Here is a 17,590-nt window from a genome sequence, read left to right on the forward strand (position 1 = left end):
GTCATGTCGCGTTCAAATGCCGATTGCTGTTTTGACAGGTAAGGGGAGGATTAGCGACCGGGGGAGCTTTTCTTGCCCGGAGTATCTTGCTTTTCTGAGTCCTGCTGGACCCAGCGGAAAAAAATATAAATAGGCAGCGCAATGAGCGCGAGTGTTACAAACGCGTCGATCGACATGGTTTCATCCATCATTAAAACCGCTCATCATGAGCCGGCAAGCTGACCTTGCGATAAAACTATTGAGAAATACTGAATCACAGATGCCGCGTTACTTCGCGTCAGAGGGCGCTGTTTTGAACAGGGAAGGTCAGGCGCAGCAGATAGTGGGCTGGACGATGCGTTTTGAAACATTGAGTCCGGAATCAACACACAGACGTCTATTCGTGTGTACCGATTTGGTTGCGACGTCGCCGACGGATGCTCGAAACTTTTTTTGAGCAGGCAAATCGATTCATCCGCCAAACGAATCTCTTTTTCTAATGGAAGGGCGAATGCGAACTGGGGGAGGGCGAATCTTCGAAGCAGCGAGAACGTCTCAAATGCGATGAGAAAAAAGGTCCTGCCAGCATGAGGAGGCGATAAAACGCCAAAAGCGAGCCAAAGCCCGCTTTACATTTAAGTCTCTGCATTGTCCTGGGAAGTAATGGTGGGCGATGAGAGACTCGAACTCCCGACATCCTCGGTGTAAACGAGGCGCTCTACCAACTGAGCTAATCGCCCTTCGCGTCCTGCGGATCGTGTCCGCCGCGTCGGTGGCCGTGATGTATGCGGATCAGAAAAAAACCGCAAGTGCTTTTGTGAAGTTTTTTTGTTTTTTTTCGAGTTTGTTTTGTCGAGCCTCGATGGTGACGGGCAGAAAGCCCGGAAAACCGGGGTTTTGCCCAAATCGGCATCGTCGACCCCTGTAATGCTGCACTGCAAAATCAGCCGGAAACCGCCTGGTGTCTGTGGATAAAGTTTTTCTTTTCCCGAATAAGTGTAATATAAAACAATAGCTTAGTTTGTTTTTTGGGCGGTTCGAACCGGTTTTTCCCATCGGAAAATGCACAAGCTTATTCTTTTGTCGTGAAACTCGCTTGACACCCCAGCACGAACGCCGTAGTTAGCCGCTCAACGAACAGCCGAGGCTGGTTCGTACGGCGAAACGAAAGCTTCGCTGTCAGGAGATGCGGGTGTAGCTCAGTCGGTTAGAGTGCCGGCCTGTCACGCCGGAGGTCGCGGGTTCGAGCCCCGTCACTCGCGCCATCCTGATCCTCGGAAACGCAGATGAAAATCTGCAACATGCGCGGGTGTAGCTCAGTCGGTTAGAGTGCCGGCCTGTCACGCCGGAGGTCGCGGGTTCGAGCCCCGTCACTCGCGCCATTTTTCTTTCCTCCCTTACATTATATATATGTGAGCCGCTGATAGCGGTTTTGCGTCTGGTTTCTGCTCTCTGATTCCAGCTCTTTTGACGGCCTTCGCGGCGTCATTTTTCCTGCATTTTTTAGTCAAGTTTCGCATATTGAAAATCGTCACTTTCGTGGTTTTTCTGCGTAAAATTTGTGTGACTTTTTTGCGGTCGCACCATTCAATCGATTATTATTTTATTTGAGGGACTTAGCCGCGATAACCGGCCCAATTTTGCGTCAATTCCGGCAATATTGTTGCCAATCAATGCGGCAGGCGGCTTGAAATGGTGCCGAAACTCTTGCAGAGAGAGCGCGGCTGCGCTAACGACTTTGGCGTTGCAACATATTTTTCGCCTTGAGACGTTTCGTCGCAAGGTAAGGTCCGGCACCCGGCCGGGCAGGGAAGAGACCATGACTGAACTCCTCAGTTCCTATATTCCGATTGCAATCTTCATCGGTATCGCTCTTGTTATCGGTCTGGCGCTTCTGATTGCGCCTTTCGCGGTTGCATATAAAAATCCGGACCCGGAAAAGCTGTCTGCCTTCGAGTGCGGCTTCAACGCGTTCGATGACGCCCGCATGAAGTTTGATATCCGCTTTTATCTGGTGTCGATTCTCTTCATCATCTTCGACCTTGAAGTCGCCTTCCTTTTCCCGTGGGCGGTTTCGTTCGGAGAGATGGGCTGGTTCGGCTTCTGGTCGATGATGGTGTTCCTCCTGGTTCTCACCATCGGCTTCATCTATGAATGGAAGAAGGGAGCGCTGGAATGGGCATGAGCCAGAACGATACCACGCTCGTCGCACCCAAGCCGCGTGGGATCATCGATCCCAACACCGGCAAGCCTGTTGGCAGTGATGACGCCTATTTTACCGATATCAACGATGAGCTGGCCGACAAGGGCTTTCTCGTTACCTCGACCGACGAACTGATCACCTGGGCTCGCACGGGCTCGCTGATGTGGATGCAGTTCGGTCTGGCTTGCTGCGCTGTCGAAGGTCTGATGCAGGCCTCCGGCCCGCGTTACGACATGGAGCGCTTCGGCGTCGCGCCGCGCGCCTCACCGCGCCAGTCGGACGTCATGATCGTCGCCGGCACGCTGACCAACAAGATGGCGCCTGCGCTCCGCAAGGTCTATGACCAGATGCCTGAGCCGCGTTACGTCATCTCGATGGGTTCCTGCGCCAATGGCGGCGGTTATTACCATTATTCTTACGCCGTAGTGCGTGGCTGCGATCGTGTCGTGCCCGTCGACATTTATGTTCCGGGCTGTCCCCCCACGGCGGAAGCGCTGCTTTACGGCGTACTTCTGCTGCAAAAGAAAATCCGGCGTACCGGAACGATCGAGCGTTAAGGGCAAAGGACAGACAGGCAATGAGCGAAGCTCTCAAGGATCTTGCTGCTTACGTGAAGGAAGCGCGCGGTTCTCTGGTCGAGGCGGCTGACGTCGCCTTTGGCGAACTGACGCTGACGACGACGCCGGAGAGCGTCATCGCACTTCTGACGTTCCTTCGGGACGACGTGCAGTGCGGTTTCGTCAACTTCATCGATATCTGCGGCGTTGACTGGCCTCAGCGCGAAAAGCGCTTCGATGTCGTCTACCATCTGTTGTCGCCGCGCCAGAACATGCGCGTGCGCGTCAAGCTGCAGGTGGCGGAAGACGAGGGCGTGCCTTCGGCGACCTCCGTGTTCTACGGTGCGGAATGGTTCGAGCGCGAAGCCTGGGATATGTACGGTATTCCATTCGAAGGTCACTCCGACCTGCGCCGCATCCTCACGGACTATGGCTTCGAAGGCCATCCGCTGCGCAAGGATTTTCCGGTTACCGGCTTCGTTGAAGTACGTTACGATGACGTTCTCAAGCGCGTTCTCTATGAGCCCGTCGAATTGAAGCAGGAATTCCGTAGCTTCGATTTCCTTTCCCCATGGGAAGGCACGGACTACGTTCTTCCGGGTGACGAAAAGGCCAAGCAATGAGCGAAGCCGTTGCAACAGAGCAGGGACAATGTCTTTGCGGCGCCGTTCGCTTTACAGCGAAGGCTGGTGCCCGTGAATTCGGCGTTTGTCACTGCTCTATGTGCCGCCGTTGGTCCGGCGGAACATTCCTTGCTGTAGAATGCACCGAAGTTGCTTTTGAAAACGAGCAGAATTTGGGCGTCTATTCTTCCTCGGAATGGGGCGAGCGCTGCTTCTGCAAGAATTGCGGCAGCACGCTTCTGTGGCGTTCAAAGGACGGTAATCATTTTGCCGTATCGCTGCAGGCCTTCGACAACCCTTCCAGTTTCAAGTTTGCGTCGCAGATTTTCATCGATGAGAAGCCTTCCAGCTACTCTTTCGCTGAAACCACGCAAAACATGACCGGCCCCGAATTCATCGCCATGATTACCTCGGCGGAGCACTAAGAATGACAGAGCATAACGTCCGCAATTTCACGATCAACTTCGGCCCGGAACACCCGTCCGCGCACGGCGTGTTGCGTCTCGTTCTCGAACTCGATGGTGAAATCGTCGAGCGAGTGGACCCGCACATCGGCCTGCTGCACCGTGGTACGGAAAAGCTGATCGAGACAAAGACCTACCTTCAGGCGGTCCCGTATTTCGACCGTCTGGACTACGTTGCGCCGATGAACCAGGAACATGCTTTCGCGCTTGGCGTTGAAAAGCTGCTCGGTCTCGAAATTCCGATGCGCGGTCAGTTGATCCGCGTTCTCTACTCGGAAATCGGCCGTATCCTGTCGCATATCATGAACGTCACTACGCAGGCCATGGACGTTGGTGCCATGACCCCGCCTGTCTGGGGCTTCGAAGAGCGCGAAAAGCTGATGGTGTTTTACGAGCGTGCCTGCGGCGCGCGCATGCACTCCGCTTACGTTCGTCCAGGTGGCGTCCATCAGGACCTGCCGCCGGAACTCGTCGACGATATCGGCAAGTGGTGCGACCCGTTCATCACGGTTCTCGACAACATCGAAGGTCTTCTGACCGACAACCGCATCTACAAGCAGCGTAACGTCGATATCGGCGTCATCTCGCTGGAAGACGCGTTTGCGTGGGGCTTCACCGGCGTCATGGTACGCGGTTCGGGCGCTGCCTGGGACCTGCGTCGCGCTCAGCCTTACGAATGCTACTCCGATCTGGAATTCGATATTCCGGTCGGCAAGAACGGCGACTGCTATGACCGTTACCTGATCCGCATGCAGGAAATGCGTGAATCGGTAAAGATCATGAAGCAGTGCGTCGAACTCCTCTCCGGCAAACATCGGATTGGCCCCGTGTCGTCGCTCGACGGCAAGGTGGTTCCGCCGAAGCGTGGCGAGATGAAGCGTTCGATGGAAGCGCTTATCCACCACTTCAAGCTTTACACCGAAGGTTACCACGTGCCGGCTGGCGAAGTGTACGCCGCCGTGGAAGCGCCCAAGGGTGAGTTCGGCGTCTATCTGGTCGCCGACGGCTCCAACAAGCCTTACCGCTGCAAGATCCGCGCGCCGGGTTATGCGCATCTGCAAGCCATGGATTTCCTCTGCAAGGGACATCAGCTTGCCGACGTAACAGCCGTTCTCGGCTCTCTCGACATCGTGTTCGGGGAGGTCGACCGCTGATGCGTTTGCCGCTGGCCATTCTGGCTCTTCTTGCTGCTTTTGCCACGCCTGTTCTCGCCCAGACTGCGGCGGGTGACGGCGTGTCTTCAAAGGCAAGCGGCGGTTCTTCGACCATCAAGCAGCTTCTGTCGTCAGGATACGAGATCAAGGCCTCGGTCCCGAACGGCAGCAAGTTCATTGTATTCATGCAAAAAGACAAGGCAGCTTACGCCTGTGAGTTCGTTACGGTGACGAATTCGCGGTGTGAGACGCTAAACTGAAAAAGGCGTGAGGAAGTATGTCCGTTCGTCGACTAGCCGAAGATCAGTTCCAGCCCACGGGTTTCGTATTCAATGCGGATAACACCGCCTGGGCGGAAAAGACGATCAAGAAATATCCGGAAGGACGCCAGCAGTCCGCGGTCATTCCGCTGCTCATGCGTGCGCAGGAACAGGATGGCTGGGTAACCCGCGCCTGTATCGAAAAGATCGCCGACATGCTGGATATGCCCTATATCCGCGTGCTCGAAGTTGCGACCTTCTACACCCAGTTCCAGTTGAAGCCGGTCGGCACGCGCGCCCACGTTCAGGTCTGTGGCACCACGCCCTGCATGCTGCGCGGTTCCGAAGCGCTGATGGATGTCTGCCGCAAGAAGATCCATCACGATCCGCTGCACACCAACGAGAGCGGCACGCTCTCCTGGGAAGAAGTCGAATGTCAGGGCGCCTGCGTCAACGCGCCGATGGTCATCATCTTCAAGGATGCTTACGAAGATCTGACGCCTGAGCGTCTGGAAGAGATCATCGATCAGTTCGAGGCAGGCAAGGGCGAGACCGTCAAGACCGGTCCGCAGATCGATCGTCACCAGTCCGTTCCCGTCGGCGGCCTCACCACGCTGACTGAAGAAATCAAGCCGGATCGTTCGAACCTGGACAAGCCTGCCGAGGCGCCTGCCGCACCTGCTGCTGCCGCAGCGGCACCTGCGCCGTCTGAAGCTGCCAAGCCGAAGACGACTGCACCGGAAGCCGACGCCAAGCTGAAGACGCCGGTAACCGAGCCGAAGGCTGCGGAAGCAAACGTCAAGGCTGCCGAAAAGGAAGCGTCCGGCTCTGCCGAGACCGCAAAGCCTGCGCTCGACAGCAAGGATCGCCCGGCTGGTATCGAAAAGCCTGCAACGCCCGATGACCTGAAGCTGATCTCCGGCGTTGGCCCGAAGATTGAAGGTACACTGCATGAGCTCGGCATCTTCACGTTCGCGCAGATTGCTGCCTGGAAGAAGGCCGAATGCGACTGGGTTGATGGCTATCTGAATTTCAAGGGCCGTATCGAGCGTGACGAATGGCTCAAGCAGGCCGAGGCGCTCGCCAAGGGTGGCGAAGCCGAGTATATCAAGGTCTTCGGCAAGAAGCCGCGGTAAGAGGTGAAGTATGTTAAAAGATCAGGATCGCATCTTTACCAATCTCTACGGCCTCAAGGACAAGTCCCTGAAGGGTGTGCGGGCGCGCGGCCATTGGGACGGCACCAAGCAGATCATCGAAAAGGGCCGTGACTGGATCATCAACGAGATGAAGGCGTCCGGCCTGCGTGGCCGTGGCGGCGCTGGCTTCCCGACCGGTCTGAAGTGGTCCTTCATGCCGAAGGAAAACGACGGTCGTCCGCACTATCTCGTCGTCAACGCTGACGAATCCGAGCCCGGCACCTGCAAGGACCGTGAAATCCTGCGCAACGATCCGCATACGCTGATCGAAGGCTGCGTGATTGCCGGTTTCGCCATGGGTGCAAACACGGCGTATATCTACGTTCGTGGCGAATACATGCGTGAGCGCGAAGCCCTTCAGGCCGCGATCGATGAATGCTATGACGCCGGCCTGCTCGGCAAGAACAACAAGAACGGCTGGGATTTCGACGTTTACGTCCATCACGGCGCCGGCGCTTATATCTGCGGTGAAGAAACCGCGCTGCTCGAAAGCCTTGAAGGCAAGAAGGGCCAGCCGCGTCTGAAGCCGCCGTTCCCGGCCAACATGGGTCTCTACGGCTGCCCGACCACCGTGAACAACGTCGAGTCCATCGCCGTTGCTCCGACCATCCTGCGTCGTGGCGCTGCATGGTTCTCGTCCATCGGCCGTCCGAACAACGTCGGCACGAAACTGTTCATGGTTTCGGGTCACGTCGAGCGTCCGTGCACCTTCGAAGACGCGCTGGGTCTTTCGTTCCGCGAGCTGATTGAACACCACTGTGGTGGTATTCGCGGCGGCTGGGACAATCTCCTCGGCGTTATCCCTGGCGGCGCATCGTGCCCCATCGTTCGCGGTGAGGACATGAAGGATGCCATCATGGACTTCGACGGCATGCGTGAAGTCAAGTCGTCCTTCGGTACGGGCGGCATGATCGTCATGGACAAGTCCACCGACGTCATCAAGGCGATTGCCCGTATTGCAGCTTTTTTCAAGCACGAAAGCTGCGGCCAGTGCACGCCTTGCCGCGAAGGCACGGGCTGGATGTGGCGCGTTCTCGAGCGCATGGTCAAGGGCAACGCGCAGAAGCGCGAAATCGATATGCTGTTCGAAGTGACGAAGCAGATCGAAGGCCACACCATCTGCGCGCTCGGCGACGCGGCTGCATGGCCGGTTCAGGCTTTGATCCGCAATTTCCGTCCGGAAATCGAAAAGCGGATCGATCAGTATACCTACAGGGCCATGGATGATGGCGCTGTTCTCGAGGCTGCCGAATAATCATTCGGCAGTTGGCTGCGGCGCTGGCCCCAACCGGCGTCGAACCATCATGAAGCGTCTGGCTAACTCATTGAAGTGTTGGGCGTGATTAAGGATTTGTTGCGGACTGTGTGGGACACGGGACGAACAGGCAACAGGACGTAAGTAGAACCATGGCAAAGCTCAAGGTTGACGGTAAAGAGATCGAGGTTCCGGATCATTTCACGCTGTTGCAGGCGTGTGAGGAGGCTGGCGCCGAAGTTCCGCGCTTTTGTTTTCACGAGCGCTTGTCGGTCGCGGGTAACTGCCGCATGTGTCTTATCGAGGTGAAGGGCGGACCGCCCAAGCCTGCAGCATCCTGCGCCATGGGCGTGCGCGATATCCGCGGCGGCCCGAACGGCGAACTGCCGGAAGTTTTCACCAACACGCCGATGGTCAAGAAGGCCCGCGAAGGCGTGATGGAGTTCCTGCTCATCAACCACCCGCTGGATTGCCCGATCTGCGACCAGGGCGGTGAGTGCGACCTGCAGGACCAGGCTATGGCCTTCGGTATTGCCGGTTCGCGTTACGCCGAGAACAAGCGTGCGGTCGAAGACAAGTACATCGGGCCGCTCGTCAAGACGGTCATGAACCGCTGCATTCACTGCACGCGCTGCGTTCGTTTCACCACGGAAGTGGCCGGCATTGCAGAGCTTGGCCTGATCGGCCGCGGCGAAGACGCCGAGATCACCACCTATCTCGAGCAGGCGATGACCTCAGAGCTTCAGGGCAACGTTGTTGACCTTTGCCCAGTTGGCGCGCTGACCTCCAAGCCATTCGCTTTCACGGCGCGTCCGTGGGAACTCAACAAGACCGAAACCATCGACGTCATGGACGCGCTCGGTTCGGCGATCCGCGTCGATACGCGTGGCCGTGAAGTCATGCGCGTCATGCCGCGCGTCAACGAAGCCATCAACGAAGAGTGGATTTCCGACAAGAGCCGCTTCATCTGGGATGGCCTGAAGACGCAGCGCCTTGACCGTCCGTATGTTCGCAAGGATGGCCGTCTGCAGCCTGCGACCTGGGGCGAAGCTTTCGGCGCGATCCGTTCCGCCGTCAGCGCAACCTCGGGCAGCAAGATCGGCGCAATCGCCGGCGATCTGGCCTCTGTTGAAGAAATGTTCGCGCTGAAGTCGCTTCTCGCATCGCTCGGCTCGGCCAATGTCGATTGCCGTCAGGATGGTGCAGCGCTCGATCCGTCGCTCGGCCGCGCCAGCTACCTGTTCAACGCCACCATCGAAGGCATCGAACAGGCTGACGCGCTGCTGATCGTTGGCGCCAACCCACGTTACGAGGCGGCCGTTCTCAACGCCCGCATCCGCAAGCGCTGGCGTCGTGGCGGCTTCCCGATCGGTGTGATCGGTGAAGGCGGCGAACTGCGTTACGACTACGAATACCTCGGTTCCGGCGCAGAAACGCTGTCGGATCTGGCAAACGGCTCGCACAGCTTCTTTGACAAGCTGAAGTCTGCCAAGAACCCGCTGATCATCATCGGTCAGGGTGCTGTGGCGCGCGCTGATGGTGCTGCCGTTCTCGCCGCTGCTGCAAAGCTTGCCGTTTCGGTTGGCGCTGTCACCGAAGAGTGGAACGGTTTCTCGGTTCTGCACACGGCGGCTGCTCGCGTTGGCGGTCTGGATATCGGCTTCGTACCGGGTGAGGGCGGTGTTGCCGCTGCTGACATGGTCGCGTCGATGGACGTTCTCTTCCTGCTCGGCGCGGACGAGATCGACCTGTCGAACAAGGGTGCCAAGTTCACTGTCTACATCGGCAGCCATGGTGACCACGGCGCAATGCACGCCGACGTCATCCTGCCAGGTGCGGCCTATACCGAAAAGTCCGGTATCTGGGTCAACACCGAGGGCCGCGTTCAGGTTGGCAACCGTGCAGGTTTCGCACCTGGCGAAGCCCGCGAAGACTGGGCAATCCTGCGTGCGCTCTCCGACGTTCTCGGCAAGAAGCTGCCGTTCGACTCGCTGTCGGCTCTGCGCGGCCAGCTTTACGTTGCCCATCCGCATCTGGCTGAAACCGACGACGTCATTGCTGGCAACGGCAAGGATATCGAGGCACTGGCCGGCAAGGTTGGCTCACTCAACAAATCGGCGTTTGCCTCGCCGGTAAAAGACTTTTATTTGACGAACCCGATTGCGCGCGCCTCCGCTGTGATGGCCGAGTGCTCCGCATTGGCCCGCAACAACTTCAAGGCTGCGGCAGAGTAAGGGTAGGGGATTATGGAATCGTTTTTCTGGAGCTACGTCTGGCCCGCGCTGATTATGGTCGGCCAGTCCCTGCTGCTTCTCGTGTGTTTGCTGGTGTCCATCGCCTTCCTGCTGCTGGCCGACCGTAAGGTCTGGGCTGCCGTACAGTTGCGTCGCGGCCCGAACGTCGTTGGTCCCTTCGGTCTGTTCCAGTCCTTCGCCGACCTTTTGAAGTTCATTCTGAAAGAGCCGGTCATTCCGGCCGGTGCCAACAAGGCCGTATTTCTGCTGGCGCCTCTGGTTGCCGTGACGCTGGCACTTGCCACTTACGCCGTTATCCCGTTTGCGGATGGCTGGGTGGTTGCCAACATCAACGTCGGCATTCTCTACATCTTCGCGATTTCCTCGCTTGAAGTGTACGGCATCATCATGGGCGGCTGGGCTTCGAACTCGAAGTACCCGTTCCTCGGCGCGCTTCGCTCCGCTGCGCAGATGGTCTCTTACGAAGTGTCCATCGGTCTCGTCATCGTCACCGTTCTGCTTTGCGTCGGTTCGCTGAACCTCACGGACATCGTTCTGGCACAGCGCACCGGCCTCGGCACGATGCTCGGCCTGCCGCCGTCGTTCCTCGACTGGCACTGGCTGTCGCTGTTCCCGATGTTCATCGTGTTCTTCATTTCGGGTCTTGCCGAAACCAACCGTCCGCCTTTCGACCTTCCGGAAGCGGAATCGGAACTGGTCGCCGGTCACATGGTCGAATATGGCTCCACGCCGTACATGATGTTCATGCTTGGCGAATATGCTGCCATCGTTCTGATCTGCTGCCTGACGACGATCCTGTTCCTCGGTGGCTGGCTGCCGATCGTGGACGTCTGGTTCTTGAACTGGGTACCGGGCATCGTCTGGTTCGCGATCAAGGGCTGCATGGTCTTCTTCATGGTCGCTCTGGTTAAGGCTTTCGTTCCGCGTTACCGCTATGACCAGCTCATGCGCCTTGGCTGGAAGGTGTTCCTGCCGCTGTCGCTTGCCATGGTTGTTATTGTTGCATTCGTATTGAAGCTGACGGGGTGGGCCGGTTGATGTCTGAACTCCTCGCTCAAAGAACTGGAGGTTGAGATGGCAAGCATTTCCCAAGCCGTCAATTCGCTGTTCCTCAAGGAATTCGTCGGCGCAATCTTCCTGACGATGCGTCACTTCTTCAAGCAGAAGGCGACGGTGAACTACCCGTTTGAAAAGGGTCCGGTTTCTCCGCGCTTCCGTGGCGAACACGCTCTGCGCCGTTATCCCAACGGTGAAGAACGCTGCATCGCCTGCAAGCTGTGTGAAGCGATCTGTCCTGCTCAGGCGATCACCATCGAAGCTGGTCCGCGCCGCAACGACGGTACCCGTCGTACCGTGCGCTACGACATCGACATGGTGAAGTGCATCTATTGCGGTTTCTGCCAGGAAGCATGCCCGGTCGACGCGATCGTCGAAGGTCCGAACTTCGAGTTCGCAACCGAGACCCGCGAAGAGCTGTATTTCGACAAGCAGAAGCTTCTCGACAACGGCGACCGCTGGGAGCGTGAAATCGCGCGCAACCTCGCGCTGGATGCGCCTTATCGTTAAGGCGCAACCGTGTTCCGCGGAGCTTCGGCTTCGATGAACGTTGAGAGAGTAAATGCCTGTCCGGTGTTACCGGCAGGGACAAACGGGTGAGGGGACCGAGGAGGTCTTCTCTGCCCGGATGAGGACGAGAAGGCACCAACATGGGTCTGCACGCTATATTCTTTTACATATTCGCTTTCGTCGCGGTGGCGTCGGCGTTTCTGGTCATCGCATCGAAGAACCCGGTTCACTCGGTTCTCTTCCTGATCCTGACCTTCTTCAACGCGGCTGCGCTGTTCCTGCTGACGGGAGCCGAGTTTCTCGGCATGATCCTGCTGGTTGTTTATGTCGGCGCCGTGGCGGTGCTCTTCCTCTTCGTCGTCATGATGCTGGATGTCGATTTCGCCGAACTTCGCTCGGGCGTGCTGCAATATGCACCTGTTGGTGCGTTGATCGGTCTTATCCTCGCGGCAGAGCTGATCGTCGTCATCGGCGGCAGCATGTTGTCGCCGCAGGCGGCCAAGTCGATCACCATGCCGATCCCGCCTGTCACTGAGCGCACCAACACGGCAGCTCTCGGCGACGTTCTCTATACAAACTACGTCTACTTCTTCCAGCTCGCGGGTCTCGTGCTGCTGGTCGCCATGATCGGCGCGATCGTGCTGACGCTGCGTCACCGCACCGACATCAAGCGGCAGGACATCTCCACCCAGGTCGGACGTGACCCCAAGACCGCCGTTACGACGGTCAAGGTCAAGCCGGGCCAGGGTATCTGAGGCGCGAACGGATCTAAGGAATATTAGAATGGAAATCGGTCTTTCCCACTACCTGACGGTCAGCGCGATCCTCTTCACGATCGGCGTCTTCGGTATCTTCCTCAACCGGAAGAACGTCATCGTCATCCTCATGTCGATCGAACTCATCCTGCTTGCGGTCAACCTCAACATGGTGGCGTTCTCGTCCTTCCTGAACGACATCGTCGGCCAGGTCTTTGCGTTGTTCATCCTGACCGTCGCTGCTGCCGAAGCGGCCATCGGTCTTGCAATACTCGTTGTCTTCTACCGCAACCGTGGATCGATCGCGGTGGAAGACGTCAATATGATGAAGGGCTGATAAGGCTATGATCTACAAGGCTATCGTCTTTCTTCCGCTGATCGGCTTCCTGATCGCTGGCCTGTTTGGCCGCTCGATCGGTGCCAAGGCCTCGGAATATGTCACCACCGGTCTGATGATCGTGGTCGCGGTCCTGTCTTGGATCGTGTTTGTGAATGTCGCGCTTCTCGGCCACGGTGAGGGCGGCGAAATCATCAAGGTCAGCGTCATGCGCTGGATTCAGTCCGGCGGCATCGATGTCGAGTGGGCGTTCCGTATCGACACGCTGACGGCTGTCATGTTCGTCGTGGTCAACACGGTGTCCTGTCTCGTGCACCTGTATTCGATCGGATACATGCACCACGATCCGCATCGTCCGCGCTTCTTCGCATACCTGTCGCTCTTCACCTTTGCGATGTTGATGCTCATCACCTCCGACAACCTGCTGCAGATGTTCTTCGGCTGGGAAGGCGTGGGTCTGGCGTCCTACCTTCTGATCGGTTTCTGGTTCAAGAAGCCGTCCGCATCGGCTGCGGCCATGAAGGCGTTCATCGTCAACCGCGTTGGTGACTTTGGCTTCATCCTCGGCATTTCCGGCGTCTTCGTTCTGTTCGGCTCGATCAACTTCGAAACGATCTTTGCTGCCGCCTCGACCTATCTGCCGGCTGAAGGCGCTGCGTCCACCGACGCCGTCATCAACCTGTTCGGCATGAGCCTCGACAAGGGCCACGCCATCACCGCAGTCTGCCTGCTGCTGTTCATGGGCTCCATGGGTAAGTCGGCGCAGTTCCTGCTGCACACCTGGCTCCCGGACGCCATGGAAGGCCCGACGCCGGTTTCGGCGCTCATTCACGCCGCAACCATGGTGACCGCCGGTGTCTTCCTCGTGGCACGCATGTCGCCGCTGTTCGAACTGTCGCCGGATGCATTGACCTTCGTTACGCTGATCGGTGCGATCACGGCGTTCTTCGCCGCGACTGTCGGTCTGGTTCAGAACGACATCAAGCGCGTCATCGCTTACTCGACCTGCTCGCAGCTCGGTTACATGTTCGTGGCGCTTGGCGTTGGTGCTTATGGTGCGGCCGTGTTCCACCTGTTCACGCACGCCTTCTTCAAGGCTCTGCTGTTCTTGTGCGCCGGTTCCGTCATCCACGCCGTCGATGGCGAGCAGGACATGCGTTACATGGGCGGCCTGCGTAAGCACATCCCGGTCACCTTCTGGACGATGACTGTCGGTACGCTCGCGCTGACCGGTGTTGGTATCCCCGGCACGTCCATCGGCTTCGCTGGCTTCTTCTCCAAGGACGCCATCATCGAATCGGCATTTGCCTCGCATTCGAGCCTTGGCGGTTTCGCCTTCACGCTTCTCGTCATCGCTGCACTGTTCACCAGCTTCTATTCCTGGCGCCTGGCGTTCATGACCTTCTTCGGCAAGCCGCGCGCTTCCGCAGATGTCATGCACCATGTCCATGAATCGCCGATGGTGATGCTGCTGCCGCTGTTCATCCTGACCGCTGGCGCACTGTTTGCTGGTGTCGGCTTCGTCGAATATTTCTTCGGCCATCACTATGAGGAATTCTGGAAGGGTGCGCTGTTCACCGGTCCTGAAAACCACATCGTGCATGAGTTCCACAATGTTCCGAAGTGGGTGAAGTGGAGCCCGTTCGCAGCCATGGCTCTTGGTTTCGTGACGGCATGGTACATGTACATCAAGTCGCCGGAGACGCCGAAGCGTCTGGCCGAGACCCATCGTGGCCTGTACCAGTTCCTTCTCAACAAATGGTACTTCGATGAACTCTATGACTTCCTCTTCGTCCGTTCGGCGAAGGCACTCGGCCGCTTCCTGTGGAAGAAGGGCGACGTGGCGGTCATCGATCATTACGGTCCGAACGGTATTGCAGCGCGTGTGGTTGATGTGACCAACCGCATGGTCCGCCTGCAGTCCGGCTACCTTTATCATTATGCCTTTGCGATGCTGATCGGCATCGCGGCGCTTGTCACCTGGATGATGCTCGGGAGTGCCTTCTGATGACCGATTGGCCCATTCTTTCAACGGTCACGTTCCTGCCGCTGGTCGGCGTGGTGCTGCTGCTGCTCACCAACGAGAACGGTCCTTACGGTCGCCGCAACATTCTCAATGTTTCGCTGCTGACGACCGTGTTCACCTTCATCGTTTCGCTGTTCGTCTGGATCGGGTTCGACAATTCGAACCCGGGCTTCCAGATGGTCGAGAAGCATGACTGGTTCGGCAACATTGCCTCCTACCACCTCGGCGTCGATGGCATCTCCATGCTGTTCGTCATCCTCACCACCTTCCTCATGCCGTTCTGCGTGCTGGCAAGCTGGGATTCGGTTGAAAAGCGCATCAAGGAATACATGATCGCCTTCCTTCTTCTGGAAGTCGTCATGATCGGCGTGTTCGTCGCGCTCGACACCGTTCTCTTCTACGTCTTCTTCGAAGCAACGCTGATCCCGATGTTTGTCATCATCGGCGTGTGGGGCGGCAAGGATCGTGTTTACGCATCCTACAAGTTCTTCCTCTACACGCTGCTCGGTTCGGTTCTGACGATGCTCGCCATCATGGCGATGTACTGGCAGGCCGGCACGACCGACATCACCGAGTTGCTGAAATACGGCTTCCCGGCCGGTATGCAGACCTGGCTGTGGCTGGCGTGCTTTGCAGCCTTCGCGGTGAAGATGCCGATGTGGCCTGTCCACACCTGGCTTCCGGATGCGCACGTTCAGGCTCCGACCGCTGGTTCGGTCATCCTGGCTGGCGTCATGCTAAAGCTCGGCGGTTACGGTTTCATCCGTTTCTCGCTCGCCATGTTCCCGTTGGCATCGGACTATTTCGCGCCGTTCGTCTTCACCCTGTCGGTTCTCGCCATCATCTACACCTCGCTGGTCGCGATGATGCAGGACGACATCAAGAAGCTGATCGCCTACTCCTCCGTTGCCCACATGGGTTACGTGACCATGGGTATCTTTGCCGCCAACGTTCAGGGCGTGCAGGGTGCGATCTTCCAGATGCTGTCGCACGGCATCGTCTCCGGCGCGCTCTTCCTTTGCGTCGGCGTCGTCTATGATCGTCTGCATACCCGTGAAATCGCTGCTTACGGCGGTCTCGTGAACAACATGCCGAAATACGCCGTGGCATTCATGATCTTCACCATGGCCAATGTCGGTCTTCCGGGTACGTCTGGCTTCATCGGCGAGTTCCTGACGCTGGTCGGCGTGTTCCGCGCCAACACCTGGGTTGCTCTCTTCGCGGCAACCGGCGTCATCCTTTCGGCCGCCTATGCGCTGTGGCTCTACCGCCGCGTCATTTTCGGTGCGCTCGAGAAGGAAAGCCTGAAGTCGATGCTCGATCTGTCGACCCGCGAAAAGGTCATCCTTTATCCGCTGGTTGTCCTGACGATCTTCTTCGGCGTCTACCCGGCTCCGGTGTTCGATGCGACGGCTGCATCGGTTGATCTTCTGGTAAACAACTATACGGCTGCATTGCAGGCGGCGCAGAACGTTGCGCTCTCTATGAATTGACGACAGGACCCGTTGGACATGACCGCTGAAATTCTTTTTGCCAGTCTGCACATCGCGACGCCCGAGCTGATCCTTGCGGTCGGCGCGCTGGCGCTGCTCATGATTGGCGTCTTCTCGGGCGACAAGTCGACGACGACGGTCACGGGCCTTTCCGTGGCGCTGCTTCTTGTCGTCGGTCTCTGGATCGTCTTCGCTCCCGCTTCGGGACTGGCCTTCGGCGGCGTTTACGTCGCCGATGCCTTCGGCAACTTCATGAAGGTTCTGGCGTTGATCGGTTCGATCACCGCGATGATCCTTTCTGTCGGCCAAAGCCGTTTCGAGCCGATCGGCCGTTTCGAATATCCGGTCCTGCTGGTGCTGGCGACGCTCGGCATCCTGCTGATGATTTCGGCCAACAACATGATCTCGCTCTACATGGCGCTGGAGCTGCAGTCGCTGGCTCTCTACGTCATCTGCGCGATCAACCGCGAAAGCCTCCGTTCGACCGAAGCCGGTCTGAAGTACTTCGTTCTTGGTGCACTGTCCTCCGGTATGCTGCTTTATGGCATGTCTCTGGTTTACGGTTTCACCGGCAACACCGGCTTTGCAGAAATCGCTCAGGTTCTGACGGCTGAAACCCGTTCGCTCGGCCTCGTCTTCGGTCTGGTCTTCGTTCTCGCCGGTCTGGCGTTCAAGATCTCGGCTGTTCCGTTCCACATGTGGACGCCGGATGTTTACGAAGGTGCACCGACCCCGGTTACGGCATTCCTTGCCGCTGCTCCGAAGATCGGCGCCATGGCAATTCTCGTGCGCATCGTCGTTGAAGCCTTCCAGCCGGTATTTGCCGACTGGCAGCAGATCGTCGTGTTCATCTCGATTGCTTCGATGCTGCTCGGCTCCTTCGCAGCGATCGGTCAGAAGAACATCAAGCGCCTGATGGCTTATTCCTCCATCGGTCACATGGGTTACGCGCTGGTTGGCCTAGCCGCCGGCACGGAGGCAGGCGTTTCCGGCGTCATCCTCTACATGACCATCTACATGGTCATGACGCTCGGCACGTTCGCCTGCATTCTTGCCATGCGTCGCAAGGAAATCGGCAATGTTGAAAATGTCGAGGATCTGGCTGGTCTGTCTTCAACCAACCCCTTCATGGCGGTAGTGCTGACCATTCTGATGTTCTCGCTCGCAGGCATTCCGCCGCTGGCCGGCTTCTTCGGCAAGTATTACGTCTTCCTCGCTGCCATCGAAGCCAAGCTCTATGCGCTTGCCATCATCGGTGTCATCGGTTCGGTTGTCGGCGCGTACTACTATATCCGCGTCGTCAAGGTGATGTGGTTCGACGAAGCCAAGGATAGCTTCGACCGTCCTGCTGGCGAACTGAAGATCGTTTATGCCTTCTCCGGTATCTTCGTTCTCGGCTTCATCCTGTTTGGTGGCGCCCTGGGCAACGCGGTTACCGCCGCAGCAAAGACGTTCTTTTGATTGATA

The 17,590-nt window shown here is 57.8% G+C and carries 17 protein-coding genes and 3 tRNA genes; 18 read left to right on the top strand and 2 right to left on the bottom strand.

The genetic code is table 11. The features are described 5' to 3' along the window. Positions 1-50 precede the first annotated feature (50 nt). Both HWX89_RS01270 and HWX89_RS01275 read right to left on the bottom strand, forming a co-directional pair. Entirely contained in the window at positions 51-191 is a 141-nt protein-coding gene (locus HWX89_RS01270) for a hypothetical protein (RefSeq protein ID WP_178340558.1), read from the bottom strand. A gap of 452 nt (positions 192-643) precedes the next feature. Further along, a tRNA-Val gene (locus tag HWX89_RS01275) sits at positions 644-719 on the bottom strand. Positions 720-1,167: 448 nt separating this feature from the next. Here HWX89_RS01275 and HWX89_RS01280 point away from each other — a divergent pair. The 18 genes from HWX89_RS01280 (at position 1,168) to nuoN (ending at position 17,584) form a co-directional block, all read left to right on the top strand. Next, positions 1,168-1,244, top strand: a tRNA-Asp gene (locus tag HWX89_RS01280). Between the two features lie 40 nt (positions 1,245-1,284). Next, positions 1,285-1,361: transfer RNA gene (locus HWX89_RS01285), tRNA-Asp, on the top strand. A 437-nt stretch (positions 1,362-1,798) separates the two neighbouring features. Next, positions 1,799-2,164, top strand: coding sequence for an NADH-quinone oxidoreductase subunit A (locus HWX89_RS01290; RefSeq protein ID WP_138795570.1), 366 nt, complete (start codon positions 1,799-1,801; stop codon positions 2,162-2,164). Then, the gene (locus HWX89_RS01295; protein ID WP_138795569.1) at positions 2,155-2,739 is read left to right on the top strand and encodes a NuoB/complex I 20 kDa subunit family protein; all 585 of its coding nucleotides are present in this window, start codon (positions 2,155-2,157) and stop codon (positions 2,737-2,739) included. The genes HWX89_RS01290 and HWX89_RS01295 overlap by 10 nt, the downstream gene beginning before the upstream one ends. 20 nt (positions 2,740-2,759) lie before the next feature. After that, on the top strand, positions 2,760-3,362 hold the full coding sequence (locus tag HWX89_RS01300) for an NADH-quinone oxidoreductase subunit C (RefSeq protein ID WP_138795568.1): 603 nt from the start codon (positions 2,760-2,762) through the stop codon (positions 3,360-3,362). Then, positions 3,359-3,787, top strand: a complete 429-nt coding sequence (locus tag HWX89_RS01305; protein ID WP_138795567.1) for a GFA family protein — start codon at positions 3,359-3,361, stop codon at positions 3,785-3,787. The genes HWX89_RS01300 and HWX89_RS01305 overlap by 4 nt, the downstream gene beginning before the upstream one ends. A gap of 2 nt (positions 3,788-3,789) precedes the next feature. Continuing rightward, on the top strand, positions 3,790-4,980 hold the full coding sequence (locus HWX89_RS01310) for an NADH-quinone oxidoreductase subunit D (protein ID WP_138795566.1): 1,191 nt from the start codon (positions 3,790-3,792) through the stop codon (positions 4,978-4,980). Beyond that, complete coding sequence (locus HWX89_RS01315; RefSeq protein ID WP_138795565.1) at positions 4,980-5,240, top strand: hypothetical protein; 261 nt, start codon at positions 4,980-4,982, stop codon at positions 5,238-5,240. Before HWX89_RS01310 ends, HWX89_RS01315 begins: the two co-directional genes overlap by 1 nt. Positions 5,241-5,257: 17 nt before the next feature. Then, complete coding sequence (locus tag HWX89_RS01320) at positions 5,258-6,376, top strand: NADH-quinone oxidoreductase subunit E (RefSeq protein ID WP_138795564.1); 1,119 nt, start codon at positions 5,258-5,260, stop codon at positions 6,374-6,376. Between the two features lie 10 nt (positions 6,377-6,386). Further along, entirely contained in the window at positions 6,387-7,691 is a 1,305-nt protein-coding gene (nuoF, locus tag HWX89_RS01325) for an NADH-quinone oxidoreductase subunit NuoF (RefSeq protein ID WP_138795563.1), read from the top strand. A gap of 152 nt (positions 7,692-7,843) precedes the next feature. After that, positions 7,844-9,925, top strand: coding sequence for an NADH-quinone oxidoreductase subunit NuoG (gene nuoG / locus HWX89_RS01330; RefSeq protein ID WP_138795562.1), 2,082 nt, complete (start codon positions 7,844-7,846; stop codon positions 9,923-9,925). A gap of 12 nt (positions 9,926-9,937) precedes the next feature. Then, the gene (nuoH, locus tag HWX89_RS01335) at positions 9,938-10,984 is read left to right on the top strand and encodes an NADH-quinone oxidoreductase subunit NuoH (RefSeq protein WP_138795561.1); all 1,047 of its coding nucleotides are present in this window, start codon (positions 9,938-9,940) and stop codon (positions 10,982-10,984) included. A 36-nt stretch (positions 10,985-11,020) separates the two neighbouring features. After that, complete coding sequence (gene nuoI / locus HWX89_RS01340) at positions 11,021-11,512, top strand: NADH-quinone oxidoreductase subunit NuoI (protein WP_138795560.1); 492 nt, start codon at positions 11,021-11,023, stop codon at positions 11,510-11,512. A gap of 140 nt (positions 11,513-11,652) precedes the next feature. Beyond that, the gene (locus HWX89_RS01345; RefSeq protein ID WP_138795559.1) at positions 11,653-12,267 is read left to right on the top strand and encodes an NADH-quinone oxidoreductase subunit J; all 615 of its coding nucleotides are present in this window, start codon (positions 11,653-11,655) and stop codon (positions 12,265-12,267) included. A gap of 28 nt (positions 12,268-12,295) precedes the next feature. Beyond that, positions 12,296-12,604, top strand: coding sequence for an NADH-quinone oxidoreductase subunit NuoK (gene nuoK, locus HWX89_RS01350; RefSeq protein WP_138795558.1), 309 nt, complete (start codon positions 12,296-12,298; stop codon positions 12,602-12,604). 7 nt (positions 12,605-12,611) lie between these two features. Then, a complete protein-coding gene (nuoL, locus tag HWX89_RS01355; RefSeq protein ID WP_138795557.1) occupies positions 12,612-14,612 on the top strand; it encodes an NADH-quinone oxidoreductase subunit L in 2,001 nt (666 codons plus the stop codon). Beyond that, positions 14,612-16,123 (top strand): NADH-quinone oxidoreductase subunit M, encoded by a 1,512-nt coding sequence (locus HWX89_RS01360; protein ID WP_138795556.1) that lies wholly within the window; start codon positions 14,612-14,614, stop codon positions 16,121-16,123. The genes nuoL and HWX89_RS01360 overlap by 1 nt, the downstream gene beginning before the upstream one ends. An 18-nt stretch (positions 16,124-16,141) precedes the next feature. Continuing rightward, a complete protein-coding gene (nuoN, locus tag HWX89_RS01365) occupies positions 16,142-17,584 on the top strand; it encodes an NADH-quinone oxidoreductase subunit NuoN (RefSeq protein WP_138795555.1) in 1,443 nt (480 codons plus the stop codon). The last annotated feature ends 6 nt before the right edge of the window (positions 17,585-17,590 follow it).

Origin of the sequence: Rhizobium sp. RM, assembly GCF_013390595.1 — a bacterium.
Lineage (GTDB): Bacteria > Pseudomonadota > Alphaproteobacteria > Rhizobiales > Rhizobiaceae > Agrobacterium.

Bases quoted from the DNA above. Each gene is read 5' to 3' on its own strand.
- HWX89_RS01270 (WP_178340558.1), bottom strand. From the start codon at position 191: ATGATGGATGAAACCATGTCGATCGACGCGTTTGTAACACTCGCGCTC.
- HWX89_RS01290 (WP_138795570.1), top strand. From the start codon at position 1,799: ATGACTGAACTCCTCAGTTCCTATATTCCGATTGCAATCTTCATCGGT.
- HWX89_RS01295 (WP_138795569.1), top strand. From the start codon at position 2,155: ATGGGCATGAGCCAGAACGATACCACGCTCGTCGCACCCAAGCCGCGT.
- HWX89_RS01300 (WP_138795568.1), top strand. From the start codon at position 2,760: ATGAGCGAAGCTCTCAAGGATCTTGCTGCTTACGTGAAGGAAGCGCGC.
- HWX89_RS01305 (WP_138795567.1), top strand. From the start codon at position 3,359: ATGAGCGAAGCCGTTGCAACAGAGCAGGGACAATGTCTTTGCGGCGCC.
- HWX89_RS01310 (WP_138795566.1), top strand. From the start codon at position 3,790: ATGACAGAGCATAACGTCCGCAATTTCACGATCAACTTCGGCCCGGAA.
- HWX89_RS01315 (WP_138795565.1), top strand. From the start codon at position 4,980: ATGCGTTTGCCGCTGGCCATTCTGGCTCTTCTTGCTGCTTTTGCCACG.
- HWX89_RS01320 (WP_138795564.1), top strand. From the start codon at position 5,258: ATGTCCGTTCGTCGACTAGCCGAAGATCAGTTCCAGCCCACGGGTTTC.
- nuoF (WP_138795563.1), top strand. From the start codon at position 6,387: ATGTTAAAAGATCAGGATCGCATCTTTACCAATCTCTACGGCCTCAAG.
- nuoG (WP_138795562.1), top strand. From the start codon at position 7,844: ATGGCAAAGCTCAAGGTTGACGGTAAAGAGATCGAGGTTCCGGATCAT.
- nuoH (WP_138795561.1), top strand. From the start codon at position 9,938: ATGGAATCGTTTTTCTGGAGCTACGTCTGGCCCGCGCTGATTATGGTC.
- nuoI (WP_138795560.1), top strand. From the start codon at position 11,021: ATGGCAAGCATTTCCCAAGCCGTCAATTCGCTGTTCCTCAAGGAATTC.
- HWX89_RS01345 (WP_138795559.1), top strand. From the start codon at position 11,653: ATGGGTCTGCACGCTATATTCTTTTACATATTCGCTTTCGTCGCGGTG.
- nuoK (WP_138795558.1), top strand. From the start codon at position 12,296: ATGGAAATCGGTCTTTCCCACTACCTGACGGTCAGCGCGATCCTCTTC.
- nuoL (WP_138795557.1), top strand. From the start codon at position 12,612: ATGATCTACAAGGCTATCGTCTTTCTTCCGCTGATCGGCTTCCTGATC.
- HWX89_RS01360 (WP_138795556.1), top strand. From the start codon at position 14,612: ATGACCGATTGGCCCATTCTTTCAACGGTCACGTTCCTGCCGCTGGTC.
- nuoN (WP_138795555.1), top strand. From the start codon at position 16,142: ATGACCGCTGAAATTCTTTTTGCCAGTCTGCACATCGCGACGCCCGAG.